This is a genomic window from Mesorhizobium sp. L-8-10, assembly GCF_016756635.1.
Taxonomy (GTDB): Bacteria; Pseudomonadota; Alphaproteobacteria; order Rhizobiales; family Rhizobiaceae.
This window is the reverse complement of the sequence record NZ_AP023263.1, coordinates 7,829,915-7,850,099: the sequence shown is the minus strand read 5'-3', so window position 1 is coordinate 7,850,099 and position 20,185 is coordinate 7,829,915. Positions and strand designations below refer to the sequence as shown.

At 65.9% G+C, this 20,185-nt stretch carries 17 protein-coding genes and 1 pseudogene; 6 read left to right on the top strand and 12 right to left on the bottom strand.

Features of this window, described 5'->3' with window-relative positions; all coding sequences use genetic code 11:
- Positions 1 to 74 precede the first annotated feature (74 nt).
- From JN280_RS36450 to JN280_RS36420, 7 genes are all read right to left on the bottom strand, one after another.
- Positions 75 to 989, bottom strand: coding sequence for a phosphotransferase family protein (locus JN280_RS36450; RefSeq protein ID WP_202309036.1), 915 nt, complete (start codon positions 987 to 989; stop codon positions 75 to 77).
- On the bottom strand, positions 986 to 3,400 hold the full coding sequence (locus tag JN280_RS36445) for a GcvT family protein (protein WP_202309035.1): 2,415 nt from the start codon (positions 3,398 to 3,400) through the stop codon (positions 986 to 988). Before JN280_RS36445 ends, JN280_RS36450 begins: the two co-directional genes overlap by 4 nt.
- An 84-nt stretch (positions 3,401 to 3,484) precedes the next feature.
- A complete protein-coding gene (locus tag JN280_RS36440; RefSeq protein WP_202309034.1) occupies positions 3,485 to 5,926 on the bottom strand; it encodes a GcvT family protein in 2,442 nt (813 codons plus the stop codon).
- Positions 5,923 to 6,813, bottom strand: coding sequence for a phosphotransferase (locus JN280_RS36435; RefSeq protein ID WP_202309033.1), 891 nt, complete (start codon positions 6,811 to 6,813; stop codon positions 5,923 to 5,925). Before JN280_RS36435 ends, JN280_RS36440 begins: the two co-directional genes overlap by 4 nt.
- 10 nt (positions 6,814 to 6,823) lie before the next feature.
- Positions 6,824 to 8,857 (bottom strand): ABC transporter permease, encoded by a 2,034-nt coding sequence (locus JN280_RS36430; RefSeq protein ID WP_202309032.1) that lies wholly within the window; start codon positions 8,855 to 8,857, stop codon positions 6,824 to 6,826.
- A 2-nt stretch (positions 8,858 to 8,859) separates the two neighbouring features.
- Positions 8,860 to 9,873: a quaternary amine ABC transporter ATP-binding protein gene (locus JN280_RS36425; protein ID WP_202309031.1), complete on the bottom strand. Its 1,014-nt coding sequence runs from the start codon at positions 9,871 to 9,873 to the stop codon at positions 8,860 to 8,862.
- A 108-nt stretch (positions 9,874 to 9,981) separates the two neighbouring features.
- Positions 9,982 to 10,947 carry an ABC transporter substrate-binding protein gene (locus JN280_RS36420; RefSeq protein WP_202309030.1) on the bottom strand — a complete coding sequence of 322 codons (966 nt, stop codon included), beginning with the start codon at positions 10,945 to 10,947 and terminating at the stop codon, positions 9,982 to 9,984.
- 336 nt (positions 10,948 to 11,283) lie between these two features.
- Here JN280_RS36420 and JN280_RS36415 point away from each other — a divergent pair, with 336 nt between their 5' ends.
- The gene (locus JN280_RS36415) at positions 11,284 to 12,048 is read left to right on the top strand and encodes a DeoR/GlpR family DNA-binding transcription regulator (protein ID WP_202309029.1); all 765 of its coding nucleotides are present in this window, start codon (positions 11,284 to 11,286) and stop codon (positions 12,046 to 12,048) included.
- 7 nt (positions 12,049 to 12,055) lie between these two features.
- On the opposite strand, the gene JN280_RS36410 is transcribed toward JN280_RS36415, so the two are convergent.
- Both JN280_RS36410 and JN280_RS36405 read right to left on the bottom strand, forming a co-directional pair.
- A complete protein-coding gene (locus tag JN280_RS36410; protein WP_202309028.1) occupies positions 12,056 to 13,429 on the bottom strand; it encodes a sensor histidine kinase in 1,374 nt (457 codons plus the stop codon).
- Positions 13,426 to 14,100 (bottom strand): response regulator transcription factor, encoded by a 675-nt coding sequence (locus JN280_RS36405; RefSeq protein WP_202309027.1) that lies wholly within the window; start codon positions 14,098 to 14,100, stop codon positions 13,426 to 13,428. The genes JN280_RS36410 and JN280_RS36405 overlap by 4 nt, the downstream gene beginning before the upstream one ends.
- A gap of 816 nt (positions 14,101 to 14,916) precedes the next feature.
- On the opposite strand from JN280_RS36405, the gene JN280_RS36400 reads away from it, so the two are divergent.
- From JN280_RS36400 to JN280_RS36390, 5 genes are read left to right on the top strand one after another with little or no spacing between them, the layout of a single operon-like run.
- Complete coding sequence (locus JN280_RS36400) at positions 14,917 to 15,516, top strand: class I SAM-dependent methyltransferase (protein ID WP_202309026.1); 600 nt, start codon at positions 14,917 to 14,919, stop codon at positions 15,514 to 15,516.
- Positions 15,513 to 15,677 carry a hypothetical protein gene (locus tag JN280_RS39860; protein ID WP_244742606.1) on the top strand — a complete coding sequence of 55 codons (165 nt, stop codon included), beginning with the start codon at positions 15,513 to 15,515 and terminating at the stop codon, positions 15,675 to 15,677. Before JN280_RS36400 ends, JN280_RS39860 begins: the two co-directional genes overlap by 4 nt.
- Positions 15,662 to 15,979, top strand: a complete 318-nt coding sequence (locus tag JN280_RS39855) for a hypothetical protein (protein ID WP_244742603.1) — start codon at positions 15,662 to 15,664, stop codon at positions 15,977 to 15,979. The genes JN280_RS39860 and JN280_RS39855 overlap by 16 nt, the downstream gene beginning before the upstream one ends.
- Complete coding sequence (locus JN280_RS39850; protein WP_244742600.1) at positions 15,979 to 16,134, top strand: hypothetical protein; 156 nt, start codon at positions 15,979 to 15,981, stop codon at positions 16,132 to 16,134. The genes JN280_RS39855 and JN280_RS39850 overlap by 1 nt, the downstream gene beginning before the upstream one ends.
- Before the next feature lie 41 nt (positions 16,135 to 16,175).
- Positions 16,176 to 17,084 (top strand): LysR substrate-binding domain-containing protein, encoded by a 909-nt coding sequence (locus JN280_RS36390; RefSeq protein WP_202309025.1) that lies wholly within the window; start codon positions 16,176 to 16,178, stop codon positions 17,082 to 17,084.
- A 526-nt stretch (positions 17,085 to 17,610) separates the two neighbouring features.
- Here the strand turns inward: JN280_RS36390 and JN280_RS36385 are convergent.
- The 3 genes and pseudogenes from JN280_RS36385 to JN280_RS36375 form a co-directional block, all read right to left on the bottom strand.
- A pseudogene (locus tag JN280_RS36385) lies at positions 17,611 to 17,883 on the bottom strand (TSUP family transporter); the annotation flags it as partial.
- Between the two features lie 245 nt (positions 17,884 to 18,128).
- Complete coding sequence (locus JN280_RS36380) at positions 18,129 to 19,646, bottom strand: tripartite tricarboxylate transporter permease (RefSeq protein ID WP_202309024.1); 1,518 nt, start codon at positions 19,644 to 19,646, stop codon at positions 18,129 to 18,131.
- 3 nt (positions 19,647 to 19,649) lie between these two features.
- On the bottom strand, positions 19,650 to 20,150 hold the full coding sequence (locus tag JN280_RS36375; protein WP_202309023.1) for a tripartite tricarboxylate transporter TctB family protein: 501 nt from the start codon (positions 20,148 to 20,150) through the stop codon (positions 19,650 to 19,652).
- Positions 20,151 to 20,185: the final 35 nt, after the last annotated feature.

The following is a 20,185-nucleotide window of genomic DNA, read 5'->3' as shown; positions in this document are numbered from 1 at the left end:
ATTCACAGACCAATCATCGCCTTTTTGGGAGGGGCGCAAGGATCGCGGGCAAGGGCGACTGTCCGCGGCGCGACCTATCCCCGCCGGACCGCGTCGACATGCCGGGCGAAATCCGCCGTCTCCATCAGGGCCTTGCAGCGGGCGAAGCGGCGGTCGGCATAGCTGCGGAAGTCGTCGGCCGGGTTGCCGTTGGCGAGCTGGATCAGGCCCCACAGCGTCCACAGAAGATCGCACATCGCCTTGTAGACGGCGATGCGGCCGCGTTCGGCCGGGCGCGGCTCGCCGCCGAAATAGGCTTCGATCATCTGCTCGTCCTGAACCGCGTCGAATCCTCCTTCCACCGAAAGATCGCCGAGATCCCACATCGGATCGTTCATCCCCGCATATTCCCAGTCGACCACCCACATGCGGTCGCCCGTATCGAGGAAGTTCTCGCAAAGCGGGTCGCAGTGGCAGGCGGCGAGCGGAAGCGGATGCGCGGCAAGCGCGGCCCGCAAGGTATCGGCCTCGCGCACGACGTCGTGGTAGCCCTGAGGCAGCGAGACCTCCTTGGTGGAAAGAACCTTCAGATAGTCGTCGATCATCGAAAAGAGTTCGAAGCGGAAATGGAAGACCGCGTCCGAGCCGTGCAGCTTCCGGAAGATCCTGCCGGCGCGCGCCGGGGCGCCCCGGATCGTCTTGAAGCCTTCCGGCGACAGCGTCTCAGCCCCGGCCACGAAACGGGTGACCATGATGCCGCTTTTCTCGTCGAAGAACACGACCTCCGGGCTGACGCCGGCGCGTGCGGCCTCGCGCGCCGCCTGCGCCTCGTTGGCACGGTTGATATATTCCTCGGTGCCCTTGCCGGGAATGCGCAGGCAGTGGTCGCCGACGCGGAAGACGAGGTTGGTCAGCCCGCCGAGCCGCTCGACCGGGCCGTCATAGTCCGACAGGAGCGGCAGGGACCGCAGCGTCTCGCGCGCGAGTGCGAGGCCATGGTCGTCGGTCATGCCTTCAGCCTCTTCATCTCGGGGTCGTAGAGCGTGCGCGGCCCGCGCCGCGCCGCATAGGCCTTGCCGAAGGCCTCGATCTCGAAATCGGTCGCGCCAGCCAGCTCGACCGGCAGATAACCGAAGGCGATGGTCTTGCCGAGCGTGTAGCCATAGCCGGTGGACGAGGTCCAGCCGACCACCTTGCCGCTGGACAGGATCGCCTCGCCGCCATGGAACGGTGCGAAGCCTTCGACGGTGAAGGAGCAGAGCTTCCGCTTCACGCCCCCGGCCTTGATCCTGGCGAGCGCATCGCGGCCGATGAAGTCGCCCTTGCCGAGCGCGACCGCGAAGCCGAGGCCTGCTTCATAGGGGTTGTAGTCGGGCGTGATGTCGCCAGACCAGTAGAGATAGCCCTTTTCCATGCGGCAGGCGTCGATCGCGCGGTAGCCGGCGTCCGCGATGCCGAAAGCTTCGCCCGCCGCCCGCAGCGTTTCATAGAGATGGGCGGCATAGGGCTGCGGAATGTAGAGCTCGTAGCCGAGCTCGCCGACATAGCCGATGCGCACGGCGAGCACGTTCGCGTGACCCAGCTCGATGAAGCGGGCGGCGAGGAACGGATGGGCGGCGTTGGACATGTCGTCGTCGGTCACCGACTGGAGGATCTGCCGCGCCGCCGGCCCGCACAGATTGATCGTCGCGAACTGGTCGGTCACGTCCCGCAAGGCGAGATCCGCCGGAAGATGCCGCCCGACCCAATGGCTGTCGCGCACCCCGAAACCCGATCCGGTGATCAGATAGAGCAGGTCGTCGCGCAGGTGCAGGATCGTGACGTCGGCCTCGATGCCGCCCTTCTCGTTGCAGAGCTGGGTGTAGACGGCCTTCTCAGGCGGTCCGGAAAGGTCGTTGGCGGCGATGCGTTGCAGCGCGGCCAGCGCGCCCTTGCCAGAAATCTCGAATTTGGAGAAGGACGTCTGGTCGATCAGCGCCGCGCGCTCGCGGATGGCCTTCACCTCTCGTCCGACCGCGTCGAACCAGTTCGGCTTGCCTTCGAAGGACGGGTCATCTCTCGTCTCGCCGCTGGACGCGAACCAGTTCGGGCGCTCCCAGCCGAATTTCGATCCGAACTGCGCGCCCCTGGCCCCGAGTGCCTCATGCAGCGGCGAGCGTCGGAGGCCGCGCGCGGCATGTGCTTCCTCGCCCGGCCAGTGGATCTTGTAATAGGCGCCATAGGCCTCCACGGCGCGTTCCTCGAGATAGCGTCCCTGGGCCTGCACCGCGCCGAGGCGGCGAACGTCGAAGGGCCAGAGATCCATCCCGGCATCGCCATGCAGGATCATATTGGAGAGCGCGAGGCCGACCCCGCCCGAAGCGGCGATGCCGGCGGTGAAGCCGCAGGCGACGAAGAAGTTGTCGAGCTCCGGCGCCAGCCCCAGGATCGGCTCCCCGTCGAAGGATATCGGGATCGGTCCGTTGATGACGGTCTGGATGCCGATCTCGTTCAGCACGGGCAGGCGGTCGGCGGCGGGCAGGGCGAAGAGCGCCAGCCGCTCCATGTCGGGCGCGAACAGCTCGCGGCCGAAATCGAGTGGCGGCTCGCCGCGCCAGCAGCCCCGGGTGCCGTCTTCCCAGCCGCCGATGGCAAAGCTTCCGGTATCGGGCTTCAGATAGAAATTGTTGTCGGGATCGCGCAGCGTGGTGAGGTCGGGATCGAGCGTCAGCTTCTTCTCGGTCAGGAAATACTGGTGCTCCACGACCCCGGCCGCGAGCGGCACGCCGGCCATCCTGCCGACGCGCTTCGCCCAGAGACCTGCGCAGTTGACGAGGATGTCGCAGCCGATGGTGCCGGCATTGGTGACGACGCCGACGGCACGCCGGTCTTCCACCACGATCTCCTCGACGGTGACGCCCTCCTCGATCCTGGCGCCGTTCATGCGCGCGCCCCTGGCATAGGCCATGGTCAGGGAATAGGGGTCGATATAGCCGTCGCCGGGGATATAGGCCGCTCCCTGGATGCCGTCCTTGACGATGAAGGGAAACCGCTCGGCCGCCTCCTGCGCCGACAACGAATGGCATTCGACGCCGAAGCTTCTTGCCTGGGTCATGGAGCGGCGGATCTCGCTCCAGCGTGCGGCGCTGCCGGCAAGCCGCAGCGAGCCGACCTTCTTCCAGGCGATATGCTGCCCGGTCTCCTGCTCCAGCCGGTCGAAGACGGCGACGGAATTCTGCATCAGCCGGGTCAGGTTGCGCTTGCCCCGAAGCTGTCCGACAAGTCCCGCGGCGTGCCAGGTGCAGCCGTGGGTCAGCTGCGCCTTCTCCACCAGCAATACGTCCTTCGCGCCGTCGCGGGCGAGATGGTAGGCGACCGAGGTGCCGATGGCTCCGCCGCCGATGATGAGGATGTGGACATGGCGGTCCGCGTGGAAGGTCATGGGCGTTTGTCCTCCATGCCTTGCTCCGGCGGGCAAGCCGGAGGGGAACGCAACGAGCCGGTCATTCATTCGTCTCCATCGAAATCACGACTTCACCTTCGCTCCGGCCGGGTCGTAGAGCGGTTCCATGTGGACGGTCGCCGCCGTGCGCTCCATGGCCACCACCAGCTCGAAGTCGCCCGTGGCCAGGAAATCGTCGGATACGTAGTCGGCGTTGCGCACATAGCCGTAGCCGATGTTCCTGCCGACGGTGTAGCCATAGCCGCCGCTGGTGAGGTAGCCGACGGGCTCGCCGTTGCGCAGGATGGTCTCGCGGCCGACCAGCACGATGTCGGGCGCGTCGACCGTGAAGGCGGCAAGCCGTTTCTTCAGCGGTGCGCCGTTGATCGCCTCCAGCGCCCGCCTGCCGATGAAATCGGTGTTCTTCCGCAGCTTGACCGCCCAGCCGAGGCCTGCCTCCTGAGGCGTATCGTTGGGCGTGATGTCGGAACCCCAGGCGCGGTAGCCTTTTTCCAGCCGCAGCGATTCCAGTGCGCGGTAGCCGACCGGCCGGATGCCGTGCGGCCTGCCTGATGCCATCAGTGCGTCGAAGACGTCGCCCGTCGCGGCGATCGGCACATGCAGTTCCCAGCCGAGCTCGCCGACATAGGTGACGCGCAGCGCCCTGACCCTGTGGCCCGCTATGGCGATCTCCCGCACATGGCCGAAAGGAAAGGCCGCGTTCGAGACGTCGGCATCCGTCACCGCCTGAAGCACATGGCGCGCGCTCGGGCCCATCAGCGACAGCGTACCGAAATCCTCGGTCACGTCGACGAGTGCCGCGTTGAGCGACGGCGCGATGTGGTCGCGGATCCAGGCGAGGTCATGGGTGCGGAAGCCGGTGCCGGTGACGATGTAGAACCGCTCCTCCGCCAGGCGCGCCACGGTCAGGTCGGCCTCGATGCCGCCGCGGGTGTTGAGAAGCTGCGTGTAGGTCAGCCGCCCCACCGGCTTGCCGGTGTCGTTGGCGCAGATCCAGTCGAGCGCCTTCTGCGCGTCCGGGCCGGAAAGCTCGTATTTGGCGAAGGACGACTGGTCGAAGATGCCGACCTTCTCGCGCACATGCCGGTGCTCCTCGCCGACCGCATCGAACCAGTTCTGGCGGCCCATCGCATAGACGTCCCGGGCTTCCGTGCCCGGCGGCGCGAACCAGTTCGGCCGCTCCCAGCCGAGCTTCGAGCCGAACACCGCGTTGTGGCCTTTCAGCTTCTCATAGAGCGGCGAGACGATCGCCGGCCGGCCCGAGACATATTCCTCATGCGGGAAGGCGATGGTGTAATGCTTGCCATAGGCCTCGAGCGTGCGGTCCGCCACCCATTGCCGGTCGCGATGGAGGTTCGAGAAGCGTCTCAAGTCGACCACCCAGAGATCGAGCGGCGCCTCGCCGTCGACGACCCATTGGGCGAGCACCCAGCCGGCGCCGCCGCCGGATGCGATGCCGAAGGCGTTGAAGCCGGCGCCGACGAACATGTTGGAGCATTCCGGCGCCGATCCGAGGATGAAGTTGCCGTCGGGCGTGAAGCTCTCGGGCCCGTTGATCATCTGCTTGACGCCGGCCCGTGCGAGCGCGGGAATGCGCTCGATCGCCTGGGTCATATGCTGTTCGAAATGGTCGAAGTCGTCGTCGAACAGGCGGAACTCCCAGTCGTCGGGCACGTCGCCGGTCGTCCAGGCCTGCGGGTCGGGCTCGTAGCCGCCCATGACGAGGCCGCCGACCTCCTCCTTGAAATAGGTCCGGCGATCGGGATCGCGGATCGTCGGCGCGTCGGTCGCCAGCCCGTCGATCCTCTCGGTGATGATGTATTGATGCTTGACCGGCTGCAGCGGCACGTTGATCCCGGCCATGGCGCCGACCTGGCGCGCCCATTGGCCGGCGCAATTCACCACCTTCTCGCAGGCGATGTCGCCCCTGGTCGTCTTCACCGCGGCGATGCGGCCGTCCTTCATGGCGAAGCCGGTGACGCGCACGCCTTCGAACAGCCTGGCGCCGTGCATGCGTGCGCCCTTGGCGAGCGACTGGGTGATGTCGGAGGGGCTCGCCTGGCCGTCGGTCGGCAGCCAGGACGCGCCCACCAGGTCGCCGACCTCCATCAGCGGCCACATCCGCTTCACTTCGGCCGGCGACAGAAGTTCCATGTCTATGCCGAAGCTCCGTGCCGTCGTCGCCAGCCGGCGGAACTCCGTCCAGCGGTCCTGGTTCGTCGCCAGCCTGAGGCACCCGGTCATCTTCCAGCCGGTGGCGAGGCCCGTCTCCGCGTCGAGGCGCTTGTAGAGATCGACCGAATATTTCAGCACCCGGGTGATCGAGGCGGAGGACCGCAACTGGCCCACCAGCCCCGCGGCGTGCCAGGTCGAGCCCGACGTCAGCCGCCCCTGCTCGAGAAGGACGACGTCGGCCTTGTGGTCGCGCGCCAGGTGATAGGCGGTGGAGCAGCCGATGATGCCGCCGCCGATGACGACGATCTGGGCATGGCTTGGCAGGGTCATGATGGGGTCTTTCCGTAGGTCGTGCGGTAGCGGTCGAGCGCTGCGTCCAGCCTGGCGAGATTCTCGCCCGTATAGACGACGTAGTCGGCGCCCGGCGCATTGAGGTGGAGCTCCGACACCATGCTCCACATCGCCTCGCGCAGCAGCGAGGCGCATTGCATGGCGGCATGCGAGCGCAGCATCGGCAGGTCGGGCTCCCGGCCGAAATAGGCGGTGAGCAGGCTGAGCGACTGCTCCTGCGTCATTCCGGCGTTGGAGGCGGTCCCGGCAAGGTCGAACATGGCGGTCGAGAAGCCGGCATATTCGAAGTCGATCAGCCACAGCCGCTGCCCGTCGTCGAGGAAGTTGGCCGGCAGGAGGTCGTTGTGGCCGAAGACGATGGGCAGCGGCGCCTGCGCGCGCTCGAGTTCCTCCGCAAGCGCCAGATAGGACGGCAATTCCGGCACCTTGCGGCTGCCGCCGCGCTCGAGCGTTCGCGCATAGTCGCGGATGACATGGAAGACCCAGAACATGAAACCCGGGCCGGAGACGTGCCTGGGCATTTCCTCATGGAACTGCCGCATCAGCCGGGCGATGCGCTCGGGATTGGCGCGAACGTCCTCTGGGCCGTAGGTCCTCGCCCCGATATAGGCCGACACCATGATGCCGGGCTCCGAATATTGCAGTTCGGGTGCGAAGCCGGCCTGATGCGCGGCCCGCGCTGTCATCACTTCGCGGTCGCGGAAGACGTGGTGGAACGGATAGTCCTTGCCGAAGCGCACCACATGCTTGCCGGCGCCGTCGGTTACCAGATAGCTCTCGTTGCTGATGCCGCCATGCATGGGTTCGATGGAGACGCTGCCTTGCCAGATCGGCAGCGCACGGATCCTGTCTTCATTGGCGGTCATCGCAGCCCTCTCATGTCAGGCCGAGCCGCGCTCTGGCGCGGGCACTTGCCGCCGAAATCAGCCGGTCCGCGATGATGGCGATGAACGCCACCGCCAGTCCCGCCACGATGCCGCGCCCTGTATCGGCCTTGGTTAGCGCGATATAGACCTCCTGCCCCAGGTCGCGCGTGCCGACCAGGGCGGTGATGACCAGCATCGACAGGGCGAACATGATCGTCTGGTTGATGCCGAGCAGGATCTCGGGCAGCGCCAGCCTGAGCTTGATCTTGGTCAGCAGTTGCAAGCGCGTGCAGCCCATCGCCCGGCCGGCTTCGATCAGGTGCGGATCGACCTTTTGCAGGCCGAGCACGGTATAGCGGATGGCCGGCGCGACGGCGAAAGCGACGACGGCGATCATGGCGGTGAAGTCGCCGACGCGGAACAGCATCACCGCGGGCATGAGATAGACGAAGGAAGGCAGCGTCTGCAGCGTGTCGATCACCACCTGCAGCCAGCGCCACAGCCTGTCGCGTTCGGCCGCGAGAATACCGACGGGGATGCCGAGCAGGGCCGCGACGATCACCGAGATGCCGCAGAGATAGACGGTCACCATCGCCTTCTCCCATTGGCCCGTGGCCGCGATCAGGAAGGCGAGGGCGCCGACCAGCGCGGCGAGCCGGATGCCGCCGAGCCGATAGCCGGCGAAGGCGAGCAGCCCGGCGACCCCGAACCAGGGCAGGCCGGAGAGCAGCCGCTTGAACGGTACGAGGATATTGAGCAGCACCGCGTTCTTGGCGGCCTCCAGCACATCGAAGAAGTTGACGTTGATCCATGCGACGAACTGCGACCAGAACGGGGCGGTCGAGACCTGCAGGCTTTCCGGATAGGTCTGCACCGCGGGCAGGACGAGGCCGGCCAGGCCCGTGATCAGGACCAGGGCGACCGCCGCGAGCGTGTAGGGATGGCGCTCGGCGAGGCCCGTTCCGGGCGGCGGCGCGGCCGGCGCGGCGGCGCGATCGGCGAAGGCCTGGCTCAGGCGATCGAGTGCGACGGCGAGCGCCACGATCGCAAGGCCTGCTTCCAGCCCGGCGCCGATGTCGAGCCGGCGCAGCGCGGCCAGCACGTCGAAGCCGAGGCCGCCGGCCCCGATCATCGAGGCGATGATGACCATGTTGAGCGAAAGCATGATCACCTGGTTGACGCCGACCATCAGGCTGTCCTTGGCCGTGGGCACCAGCAGGCGCCATGTCATCTGGCGGCGCGTGCACCCGGTCATCTTGCCCAGGTCGAGGATCTCCGGCGGCACGGAACGCAGGGACAGGACGGTGATCCGGGTCATCGGCGGCATGGCGTAGATCAGCGTCGCCACGATCGCCGCGGTCGGGCCGAAGCCGAACAGGAACAGGATCGGCACCAGATAGGCGAAGACCGGGATCGTCTGCATCAGGTCGAGCAGCGGCTTCAGCGCGGCCTCGAAACGCGGCCAGCGATAGGCGGCGATGCCGAGCAGCAGCCCGCCGGCGACCCCGAGCGGCACCGCGACGATGATCGAGGCGAGCGTCACCATGGCGCTGTCCCACTGTCCGAAGACGGCGAGGAAGCCGAAGCACGCACCGACCAGGAGCGCGAGCCGGGTCCCGCCTGCGTGGAGGCCGGTCAGGATCATGATCGCGATCACGGCGATCCAGGAGAGCGGCGGCAGGAGTTGCGCCGCCCCCGAGCCCTGGCCGGAGAGGAAGCCGGTCGACAGCAGGCTGAGGGCCAGCCGGTAAGGCACGTCGATGACGGCAGCGATGAAGCGGGTAAGCTCGGTGAAGGTGAAGAGGCCGAAGCTCGCCTCGTTGAGCAGCCATTTCATCGCGTCGCTGATCCAGCGGGCCGCCGGAATGATGAAGGTCTTCGGATAGTCGAACGCCCAGCCCGCGAAATCCTCGCCGAACTGCCAGAGCAGGACGAAGGCGAGGATCGCGGCGGCCCAGGCCAGCGGAAACCCCGTGACGCCCGCGGGGCGTTGGCCTTGGCGGAGGGTCGCGGCCGCGTCGAGCGAAGGAGCGCGCGTCGCCATCGTCAGCCTCGCATCATCACGTCGACGACGTCGTCGCGGTCGAGCCTGCCGACGGTCCTGCCTGACGTGTCGACAACCCGCAGATGCGTCATCCCGGCGGCGAAGAGCGGCGCCGCCTCGGCGATCGTTGCCCGTTCGGCGATCGCCGGCTCGGACGGCGCGCCGCCGTCAGGCTTCATGAGCGAAGCCGCCCTGACCACCTTGGCTTTCGGCACGTTGCGCGTGAACTCGGCGACATAGGGCGTTGCGGGGCTGAGCACGATGTCCTCGGGCGTGCCGGCCTGGACCACCGCCCCGTCGCGCATGACGGCGATGCGGTCGGCCACCCTGATCGCCTCGTCGAAATCGTGGGTGATGAAGACGATGGTCTTCTTGAGCTGCGACTGCAGGCGGACGAACTCGTCCTGCATCTCGCGGCGGATCAGCGGATCGAGCGCCGAGAAGGGCTCGTCGAGGAACCACAATTCGGGTTCGACTGCGAGCGAGCGGGCAATGCCGACACGCTGCTGCTGTCCGCCGGAAAGCTCGCGCGGAAAGGCCGTTTCCTTGCCGGAGAGGCCGACCAGCTCGATCATCCTGGCCGCGCGGGCTTCGCGCTCCGGGCGGCCGATACCCTGCACCTCGAGCGGAAACGCCACATTGGCGAGCACCGACAGATGCGGCAGCAGGGCGAAGTTCTGGAACACCATGCCCATCTGGTGGCGGCGGATCTCGATCATCCGCGTCTCGCTGGCCGCCAGCAGGTTCTCGCCGTTGAACAGGATCTCGCCTGCCGTCGGTTCGACCAGGCGCGAAAGGCAGCGCACGAGCGTCGACTTGCCGGATCCCGACAGGCCCATGATCACGAAGATCTCGCCGCTGCGGACTTCGAGCTCCACCGCGCGAACGGCGCCGACCAGCCCGGCCGCGCCGAGCTGGTCGGGAGAAGGGTTCCCGTTCCCGGCCAGGAACTCGGCCGCACCTGCGCCGAACACCTTCCAGACATTGCGGCATACCAGCTTGGGAGCAGCGGTCATGGATGCTGCTCCCCAAGGGGCGCTCGCCCCGAGCCGCACATTCCCGCGGGCCCGGGACGTCCAGAAGGTCGAAGGGACACGGCTGCGAAGTCTCTGATCGGCCGCAGCCTATTTCTTGATCCACTCCGACCAGCGCGCCTCGTTGGCGCCGATCCATTCGGCCACCACATCCTCGACCTTCTTACCGTCGAGATCCACCTTGGTGATCATCTGGCCCATCTCGTCATTGTCGATCATGAAGGCCTTGATCGCATTGTAGGCGCCCGGCCACTTGTCCTTCACGCCGGCCCAGCCGACCTTCCAGATATCGCCATGCGGCTTGCCGCAGTCATAGAGCGCATCGGGGTTCGAGCCCCATTTCGGGTCGGCGTAGCACTCCTTCGTGAATTCGGGGAATTCGACCCATTGGCCCTTGTACTTCACAGGGGCCCAATGCGGCGCGTAGACCCAGAGCAGGATCGGCGCCTGCCGCTGATAGGCGCTCTCCAGCTCCGCAAAGAGCGCGGCATCCGTGCCGGCATGGATCACTTCGACGGGCAGGCCGAGCGCCTCCACGCGTTCGTCGTCGAACCCGCCCCAGGTGACCGGCCCGCCGAGATAGCGCCCCTTCGGCGCGGTCTCGGCCGTCGAGAAGGCTTCGGCGCAGGTCTCGTCCTTCAGCGCTTCCCAGTTCGGCAGGCCCGGGCACTTTTCCTTCATATAGTCGGGGAACCACCATTCCTCCTTGGCCTTCATTCCGGTCGGTCCGAAATTCTCGACTTTGCCGGTGGCCGTCGCCGCGTCCATGGCCTCGCGGCCGGTGGTCTCCCACATCTCCATCGCGACATGCAGGTCGCCCGCTTCGAGGCCCGCAAACTGCGCCAGATAGTCGGCCTGCACATACTCCACGTTGTAGCCGGCCTTCTTGAGCACCTCGCCCATGATGTTGGTGGTGATGAGCTGCCCCGTCCAGTCGTGCAGCGTCAGCTTGATCGGATCCGTCGATTCCTGCGCCCAGGCGGGCGAATGCGAGAAAGCCGTGCAAAGGGCGACCGCCCCGAGCGCGGCGCCGGCCATGCGATTGCGCGAAAGCATCTTGATCCTCCTGCTCGCCCACTGGAGATTCCAGCTTTTCCATGGTGCATGCTTGGCCTGGTCGCTCTTGCGGCGACTTTCCCCGCAGGCCCGTCACGGCTTGCAATGTCACGCAGGGTCAACGCGCTTGTCAACGCGCATCCGAGGCTTTTTGTGATTTTTTGACTGGATGCCGTTCTTCTGCCATTCAAGAAGCGAAAGAACCGGTCAATGGCCATCGCGTCGGGCTGGCGGGAATCGCAACCGATCTTCGCCGGGCCCGCACCGGGGCGGGCGAATTCAAATGGACGGAGCGCGCGACCGTTCGGACGGGCAGGGCTCCAGGGGCGAAGGCACATGAACCACTCGAAGCGTCACGCCGAAATCCTGCGTCTGCTCCAGGAGGAGGGCACGGTCACCATCGCCAGCCTGGCCGACCGGCTCGGCGTTTCGCTGGAAACGGTGCGCCGCGACGTCAAGCCGCTCTCCAGGGATGGCGCGATCGTCAAGATGCATGGCGCGGTCGGCCTGCCCGCTCTTGCCGGAGAGGCGCCGTTCGAACGCCGCATGCGCGAGCATGCCGGCGCCAAGCGTGCGATCGCGCGACAGGTCGCGGCGACGATCCGCGACGGCGAGTCCGTTATGCTGGATACCGGCACGACGACCAGCTACCTGGCGCGCGAACTGACGGGCCACCGCCGGCTCACCGTGGTGACGAATTCCTCCGATATCGCGCGCACCCTGGCGACGGTGAACGGCAACAAGGTCTATATGGCCGGGGGCGAGCTGCGCAGCGACAGCGGCGCGGCCTTCGGTGTCTCGGCGATCGATTTTGTCGGGCGGTTCAGCGTGACGCATGCGGTGATCTCGGCCGGTGCGGTCGACGCAGTACACGGCATCATGGACTACGAGCTCGAAGAGGCGGAGTTCGCGCGCAAGGTTCTGTCGCGCGGCCAGCGCACGCTGGTCGTCACCGACCACAGCAAGTTCGGCAAGCACGGCCTCGTTCAGGTCTGCGACTTTTCGGGCGTCGGCGAACTGGTCACCGACCGGGCGCCGCCGGCCGATATCGCCGCCGCGCTCGAGGCGGCCGGCGTCCGCGTCGTGGCGGTGGGAGGCTGAGCCGGGATCAGGCGGTCCGTTCCGGCCTGAAGATCATGCGGAAGCAGGCGCCCTTCGGCTGTACATCGTTCAGCTCGACGCGGCCGCCATGCATCTGCATGATTTCCGCTACCAGGTTGAGGCCGAGGCCCGCGCCCTGGTCGCGTTGGCGCAGCCGGTAGAAGGGCTGGAAGATCTTCTCGCGTTCGGCCTGCGGCACGCCTTCGCCTTCGTCGGAGACCGCGATGACGGCGGGCGCCGCCACGCTGATCGTGATCTTGCCGCCGTTGCCGCCATGCTCGATCGCGTTCTGGACGAGATTGGTTACCGCCCTTTCGATCGACATGCGGTCGCCCGTCGTAACGATCCGCCCGGGAGCGGCGTCGAAGGACATGTCGTACCCGGCGCCGAAGGCCATCGGCGCGAGGTCGGCGACCACGCCATGCGCCGCTGCCACGAGATCGACCGGCTGGAACGGTTCCGACCGTCGGTCCAGCCGCTGGATGTCGAGGAGCTGGTCGGTCAGTGTGGAAAGCCGCGCCGCATCCTGCTGCAGCCGGGAGCGCTCCGATGTCGGCGGCAGCGACGCGATGCGCGTGTTGAGGATCGCGACCGGCGTGCGCAACTCATGCGCGGCGTCGGTGAGGAAGCGTCTGTGCCGTTCATAGCCGGCGTCGAGCCGGTCGAGCGCGCCGTTGACCGCCTTGACCAGCGGTTCGATCTCGGTCGGGATGCCCGCCGTCGGCAGCCTGACCCCGCGTTTCTCGATGTCGATGTGTTCGGCGCGGGCCGCCGCCCGGCGAAGTCCAGTCAGGATGCCGCGCACCACCAGCGGGATCGTCACCAGCGACGCCAGCGCCATGATGCCGCCGATCGGCAGGATGACCTGCACGAAGAGCTCCGGCGTCACCGCCAGCAGCGCGGTGATGCGGAAGCGGCCTTGTGCGCCGGTGAAGATCTGCACCCGCCCGGCCTTGGTGTCGAACCATTGCACCACGGCCGCGGGCAGGGTGGTGCCGAGCTTCCACACCAGCTTGGCGCTGTCGATATGGTCGAGCGCTGCGGCCATCCTGGTGAACTGCGGCGGGACGGTGCCTTCCGACAGCCGGTGGCCTTCTTCGTCGCGGATGATGAACCAGAGGTCGGGGACCTCCTCGCGCAGCTCGGCAAGGTCGCTGCCGTCCTTCAGCACGAGTTCGCCATCGGCGTCGCGCCGCACCTGCTTTGTCAACACGTCGAGCGCGCGGCCCTCATAGTTCTGGGGAATCCAGCCAGTCACCAGGAAGGCCCCCAGGATCAGCGCGACCAGCAAGGTGAGAAGCACCACCTGCAGCAGCACCATGCGCCAGACCAGGCGCCATTTGAGCGAGCGTGGGCGCCTCAGCAAACGTCTGAAATTCATGGCGTCTCGCGCAGAAGGTAGCCGACGCCGCGCACGCCGTTGATGGTCAGCCCGCTGTCGGTATCGGCAAGCTTGCGGCGCAGGCGCGACACATGGGCGTCGAGCGCGTTGGACTGGATCTCGTCGTCGAGGCCGAACACCGCCTCCATCAGGGCGCCGCGCACCACCATGCGTCCCATTCGCCGAACCAGCGCCTCCAGCACGAGCAGTTCGCGACGCGGCAGCGGCAGCGCTTCGCCGCGCACCGAGGCCTCGCGGTGACCGAAATCGAACACCAGATGGCCGGCGCGGATCGACTGCGACTGGATCGAGGTCGGACGCCGCAGCAGCGCGCGCATGCGCGCCAGCAGTTCCTCGAAGGCGAAGGGTTTCGCCAGATAGTCGTCGGCGCCCATGTCGAGGCCTTCCACCTTGTCGGCGATATCGCCGCGAGCCGTCAGCATCAGCACCGGCGTCGCATTGCCCTTGCTGCGCAGTTTGGGCAGCAGCGACAGGCCGTCGCCGTCGGGCAACTGCCGGTCGAGCAGGATGGCGTCGTAGGTGTCGATGCTGACGAAATCCTCCGCGGCCTCCAGCGAGCCGGCATGGTCGACAACCATGTCGTGCCGCTTCAGGGCCGCGCGCAGTGCCGACACCATCTCGGGCTGATCTTCGACGAGCAAGATACGCATGTCTTATTCCTTACGCGTTGTGACCCTGCTCCGCGGGGGGCGCGCGGCACTCATGCGGATCCGGATTCCCGCCACGATTCGCGATCGGGCAGCTTCGGCCGTGGCCGGCCAAAGCATGTCTCCCGAAAGCGGGTACCGGTTTCGGGACAAAGACATGCGTCAAATCAAAGACCTACAGTGTGTTGCGTGAATCCTTTCACAGTACACGACAGAATGGTCGCGGGCGGCAACATATCCGCTTCGTCATCCACGGGCGAGCGCACGCAGCGAAGCGCAGGGCGCGATGACCCGTGGATCCATGCCGTGACCGACCCGAAGGCCGGAGACGGTCGAGGAAGAGGATGGCTCCCCTATCCACCTGCCCAAGCCCGCTTTGCACCGAAGCAGTCGTCCGCGATTTCACGGCATGGATTCTCGGGTCACCTCGCCCACGCTTCGCGTAGGCTCGGGCCCGAGAATGACGAAGATAGGGCGGCGCTGTTTCCGGGACGCCAAACCGCTGCGCACTTTTGCTGGAATTGATCCAGGCCTCGGGTAGCCGAGGGCGCCATGATGTGGTGAGTCCTAGCACTCCCGACCTTCGATGTATCCAGCATGTCATGCGGTCCCGACTACTGTCGCGTACCGTGATCCGTTTTCACGCAACACGCTGTAGCGAACCAACATTGCGGAAGCATTGCGCCGATCGTCGCCATGGAAGGCAGTCTGATGCCGCGAATGCGGGCCCGACGCAATGCCTCCGCAATGCAGCCGCTGCAAATGGCGCAGCGACGATGACGGGCGATTCGCCCAAGCCGGAATGCATGGGGATCGAAAATGTCGGCAAGCGATACCTTGTCCTTTCTCATGGCCTGGGCCGCCGCACCGCTGCGGGTCGGCTCGGTCGCGCCGTCGGGGGCGACCCTCGCCGCGTTGATGACGCATGAGGTCGATGCCGCGGCGGGCCCCGTGCTCGAACTGGGGCCAGGCACCGGCGCCTTCACCCGCGCTTTGTTGGCGCGCGGGGTTAAGGAGGAGGACCTGACACTCGTCGAGGCCGATGCGGATTTCGCGGCCCTGCTGCGCCGCCGTTTCCCCACAGCGCGTATCGTCGAATGCGACGCCGCGTCGATCCGCGCTCTGCCGCTCTTCGATCGGCCCGTGGTCGGCGCCGCCGTCAGCGGCCTGCCTTTCAGGCTCATCCCGCCGCGCAAGGCAATGGCGATCCTCGAAGGCGTCTTCGCCAATATGCGGGCAGGTGGCGCCCTCTACCAGTTCACCTATGGCCGCCGTTGTCCGATCGATCAGGTGGTTCTCGACCGTCTCGACCTCGAGGTGAGGCGCGTCGGCTCGACGTTGCGCAACTTCCCTCCTGCAACCGCTTATTGTATCTCGCGCATGAACACGACCGCGCGATGGGACTGGCGCTACGCATGATGGATCACCTGTCCTCCGTATTGGGCCTCGGCCTGTTCGGTGTCGGACTGCTGGCCCTTGCGGAAAAGATCCTGCCCGTGCCGCCCTCCCATGTCCTGCTGCTCTTCCTCGGCATGACGTCGGCTCCAACGGCCGTGCGCTGGCCGTGCCGCTCGCGGTGACGATGCCGGGCTCCGGCGTCGGCGCGCTGTTCCGGTACGGGCTGGGCCATCGGCTGGGAACCGAACGCGCCGACGCGCTGGCGGAGCGCTTCGGGAAATTCCTGCGCCTCGAAACCTATCGCAGGCTGGCGGACGCCTACCGGCGCAACCACTTCCGCGTCTCCCTGGCCGCGCAGCTCGTTCCGACGGTGCGCAACGACCTGCCGTTGGCGGCCGGGGCGCTGCGCCTGCCGCCTTCGCCGTCGCCAGCCTGCTCGGCATCCTTCTGTGGAATGCCGGTTTCCTTCTCGCCGGCTATCTGATGCGTGAGGCCGGCCGGAAGCCGGCCGAAGTCGGCTTGCGCATCATGGTCCTCGTCCTCGTCGTTGAGATCACCTTCCTGGCCTCGCTGCGGCTTGGCGCTTTCGGCCGGCTTCCCGTGGCGCGGCGCGCGCGGCTGACGCGCAGGATGGGCTGACGCCTCTTTCCAATCCGATCACGCCCGTGTTTAGTCGGGCGATGGCATTCACCCTCCGGCAGTTGCAGTATTTCGTGGCGGTGGCCGAGCAGGGCACCGTCTCGCGCGCCGCGCAGAACCTGTCGATCTCGCAATCCTCCGTCACCGAGGCGATCAAGGAGCTCGAAGGCGATCTCGGCGTCGAACTTTTCGAGCGTCACCCGCGCGGCCTCACCGTCACCCACAAGGGCCACCAGTTCCTGCGCCATGCCACCAAGATCCTGGCCGATGTCTCCGATGCGCGGCTGGCCTTCTCCCGCGACCAGGAGATCGTCGGCGGCAGGCTGCAACTCGGCGTCACCTCGCTGGTGGCGGGCTACGTCCTGTCCGATCTCCTCGCCCGCTACCGGCGCGCCTTTCCGGCCGTCGATGTCTCGGCCATCGAGGACAACGGCGACTATCTCGAGCATCTGCTGGTCGGCGGCGAGCTCGACGTGGCCGTCATGGTCATCTCCAATTTGCGCGACCGCATGGCGCTGCAGGCCGAAATCCTCGAGGTCTCGCCCTATCGCCTGTGGCTGCCGCTCGGCCATCATCTCGCCGGCGCCGACATCATCGGCATCAACGACATCGCGGCCGAGCCGCTGATCATGCTCACCGTCGACGAGATCGAGGAGAATACCGGCAAGCTCCTGATGGCGCTCGGCGCGCGGCCGCATGTCGCCTTCCGCACACGTTCCGTCGAGGCGGTCCGCAGCCTGGTGGCGACAGGCGCCGGCGTGGCGCTCCTGCCCGACCTCGTCTACCGGCCCTGGTCGCTCGAAGGCGACCGCATCGAATCCCGCGACATTTCCGGCGCGCTGCCGATGGTGCAGGTCGGCATGGTCTGGCGCCGCGGCTCCGGCCTGTCGCAGACCGCGCGCGATTTCATCGGCATCGCGCAGTCCCACCGGGCGGTGCGGCAGAGGTAGGGTGGAGCGACCACACGAAGCCACGCAGAACTGTCGAGGCTCGGTACTCATCGGTCAGGGCCAGAAGATAACGACAGCGGCGATGCAGATCGCCGAATACAAATGGACAAGTTCTCCTGCCAATGTTGATTCATGATTTTGGACTACACGAAATCCTGAACCGATACAGGACCGCAATGCGCCAAGGAGCAGACATCTCGTTCAGGAAGTCGCGACGTCTTGATCGGGGGCCGACTCCCGACAGTCCGGTTCGGATCGACAGCCCGCGACAAGCGGACACAACGTGACAAGCAACATGCGCACTTCCCCATTGTCGTGGACCCACCCGCAATGCTGGAGGGCTTTGCCTAACTTCGGGACTTCGAAAGCCGGGGCTACATGGTTGTCCCGAGGCATGACCCGCTGGTGCTGTGCAAAGGCCGCGCCCATCTGCCCGGCATCGCGCAACTTGGCTGACGTTTCCTGCCGACCTTGGCATGCTGCATGAACGCTCTGATGGTGAGGGCATTCACCGGACGAGGCGGTGCAAACCAGTTCTGATGAGATAGAGCGCCAGGTGCAGGTCAATGCCGCCGCGCCGATAGTGACTGAGCGCGCCCGATGTCGAGGCGGCCACCACCTGTCCGGTGACCGAGGCGACCGCCACCGAGGTCGGAACGCCCGAAAAGATCAGCAGCGGCGTCAGAAGGAACCCACCGCCGACGCCAAACAGCCCGGATAGAAAACCCACCGCACCGCCGATCCCGGCCAGGAAGAAAACGTTGAGCGAGAGTTCGGCGACCGGCAGATAGATGTTCATCGTGGGCCAGGGGAAGTCGTCGGGTGGTGCGAGACGTTGAAGACTGGGTTGTTGTGTCCCTGTTGTGCGAACTGACACCAACCGGGTTCTGAACCTGACTGCGGCACCCGCCAGAGGAGCAAGCAAGCTGGTCACCGCTTGCAGAGCGGCGGTTTGGCAGCAGCATGCCCATCGCGGCCAACGGCATCTTCGCGACCAAGGTCCAGATGGCCGTTAAAGTTGGAGTGGATTTCGGGTCAAGACAATCAACCCCCGGCTTCCGCCAAAGGTGTGGCATCGCGGCTGGTCCGACGGCGGATGGCCCAATAGACGGCACAAGCGATAAGAGCGCCATTCGCGACCACCAGAGCCAGCGAGACAGGCCGGTCGACGAATATCCAGTAACCCTCACGCGAAATCAGCAGTGCGCGGCGAAGATTGTTCTCCAGAAGCGGGCCGAGAATCACGCCGATCACCAGCGGCGCAAGCGGGTAACCAGCATTTCGCAGCGCCAGGCCCAACAACCCGAATCCCATCATCACCCACAAATCGAAAACCGAACTCTGCAGAGCGAATGTGCCGATGGCACAGAGGAGCAGAATGATCGGAATGAGATAGCTCTTCCGAAGCCGCAGGACCCAGACGAAGACAGGGGTCGCCAGTATTCCAACGACCAGCAGCGAGACGTTGGAAAAGAGATAGACGAGGAAGACGCCTCCAGCAATCTCGGGCTGCTGCGCAAACAGCGCCGGACCCGGAAAGAAGCCGAGGATGAGCATGGCCCCGATCAGTACTGCCGACGAAGCCTCGCCGGGGATACCGAGCGCCATTGTGGGCACGAGGGCGCCACCGACTGTCGCGTTGTTGGCGCTCTCAGTTGCCACCACACCGCCTTCCGCTCCCGCTCCGTAGCCTTCTTCAGGTCTGGAGAGCGCCTTGGCGACGGCATACGCGGCAAAGCTTGAGATTGTCCCACCCACGCCCGGAAGCGCGCCAAAGGCCGCGCCGATCGTCGAGGAGCGGAGCAAATTCTTCCAGTGTAGAAGCGTCATGCCTAGGGTCCGGAAGCCTGGCCGCACGAGGCTTACATTAGGCTTGTCGTTCAGGCCACCCGCATGAACCTGATGTGCCATCTCGGAGATCGCGAAAATGCCCACAACGATGGCGACGATGTGGAAGCCGTTCAGCAACTCGTAAATGCCGAAGGTGAAACGGAAGCCCGTCGAAAACTCGTCGGTTCCGATTGTTGCAATCAAGAGCCCCAGAGAGCCGGTCATGAGCCCCTTGAGAAGCGATCCGTCAGACACTACCGCGATGGCGGTCAGCCCGGTAAGGGCCAGCATCGCATATTCCGGCGGCGCGAAATTGGAAGCGAAATCGGCAAGAACCGGCGCTGTCAGGATCAGCACCAATCCGCCGAACAGGCCCCCGAGTGCCGAAGCCGAAATCGCAATTCCGATCGCGTCGGCTGCCCGGCCCTTCTGTGCAAGCGGATAGCCATCGAAAAGGGTGGCGGCGGCGAGCGGAGTTCCCGGAATTCGCAGGAGGATGGCTGAAATCGAGCCTCCACAGGAGCCGCCGACACCTATCGCAATAAGGAAGCCCATGGCCGAGACCGGCGGCAGGTCGACCGCGAAGGGCAACATCAAGACGATGCCCATGAGAGGTCCCAGACCGGGCAAGGCCCCGACTACGAGGCCGAACACGACGCCGAGGGTCGTGAGCAGCAGGGTCAAGGGTGTGAGAAACTGGTCGAGGCCAGCAGCAAGCGACTGCGTGAGCATGGATCACCAAGCAACATTGATGTGCAGGAAACCACCAGGAAGCACGATCTTCAGCCAAGCTTCGAACACATAGGCAAAACCGAACGAAATCAGGATGGCAGGAAGCAGGATCGCCAGAGGTCTTCGGATGCCGCTGAGCACCATCAGCGCCGCGAGCATGATCGGCGTCGCGATGTGGTAGCCGAGCACGTCGAGGCACCCGAGATAGACGGCGAAAATGACAACCAGTGCGGCGGGACGCACAAGCTGGCGCAACGGCACAGGATTGCCATCGTCGTCTGGAGCGATCCGGGAGCGGATCAGCTGGATCATCACTTGAGCGAAGGTCAAGATGCCGAGAACGATGGCGATCGTCTTTGGATAGGCAGCCGCGTTGTCATAGGGACCACCAGAGGCGATCCCCTGCGCGGCCATGTCCGTGGCGGCCTGTTGGAAAACCAGTCCGACCACGGCGACAAAGAGGATAACCACGAGCCATTCGGCCAGCGCCTTGTTGATGGTCACGGTTATCCTCCTCATCCTCCGTCTCGCTGCAGCAC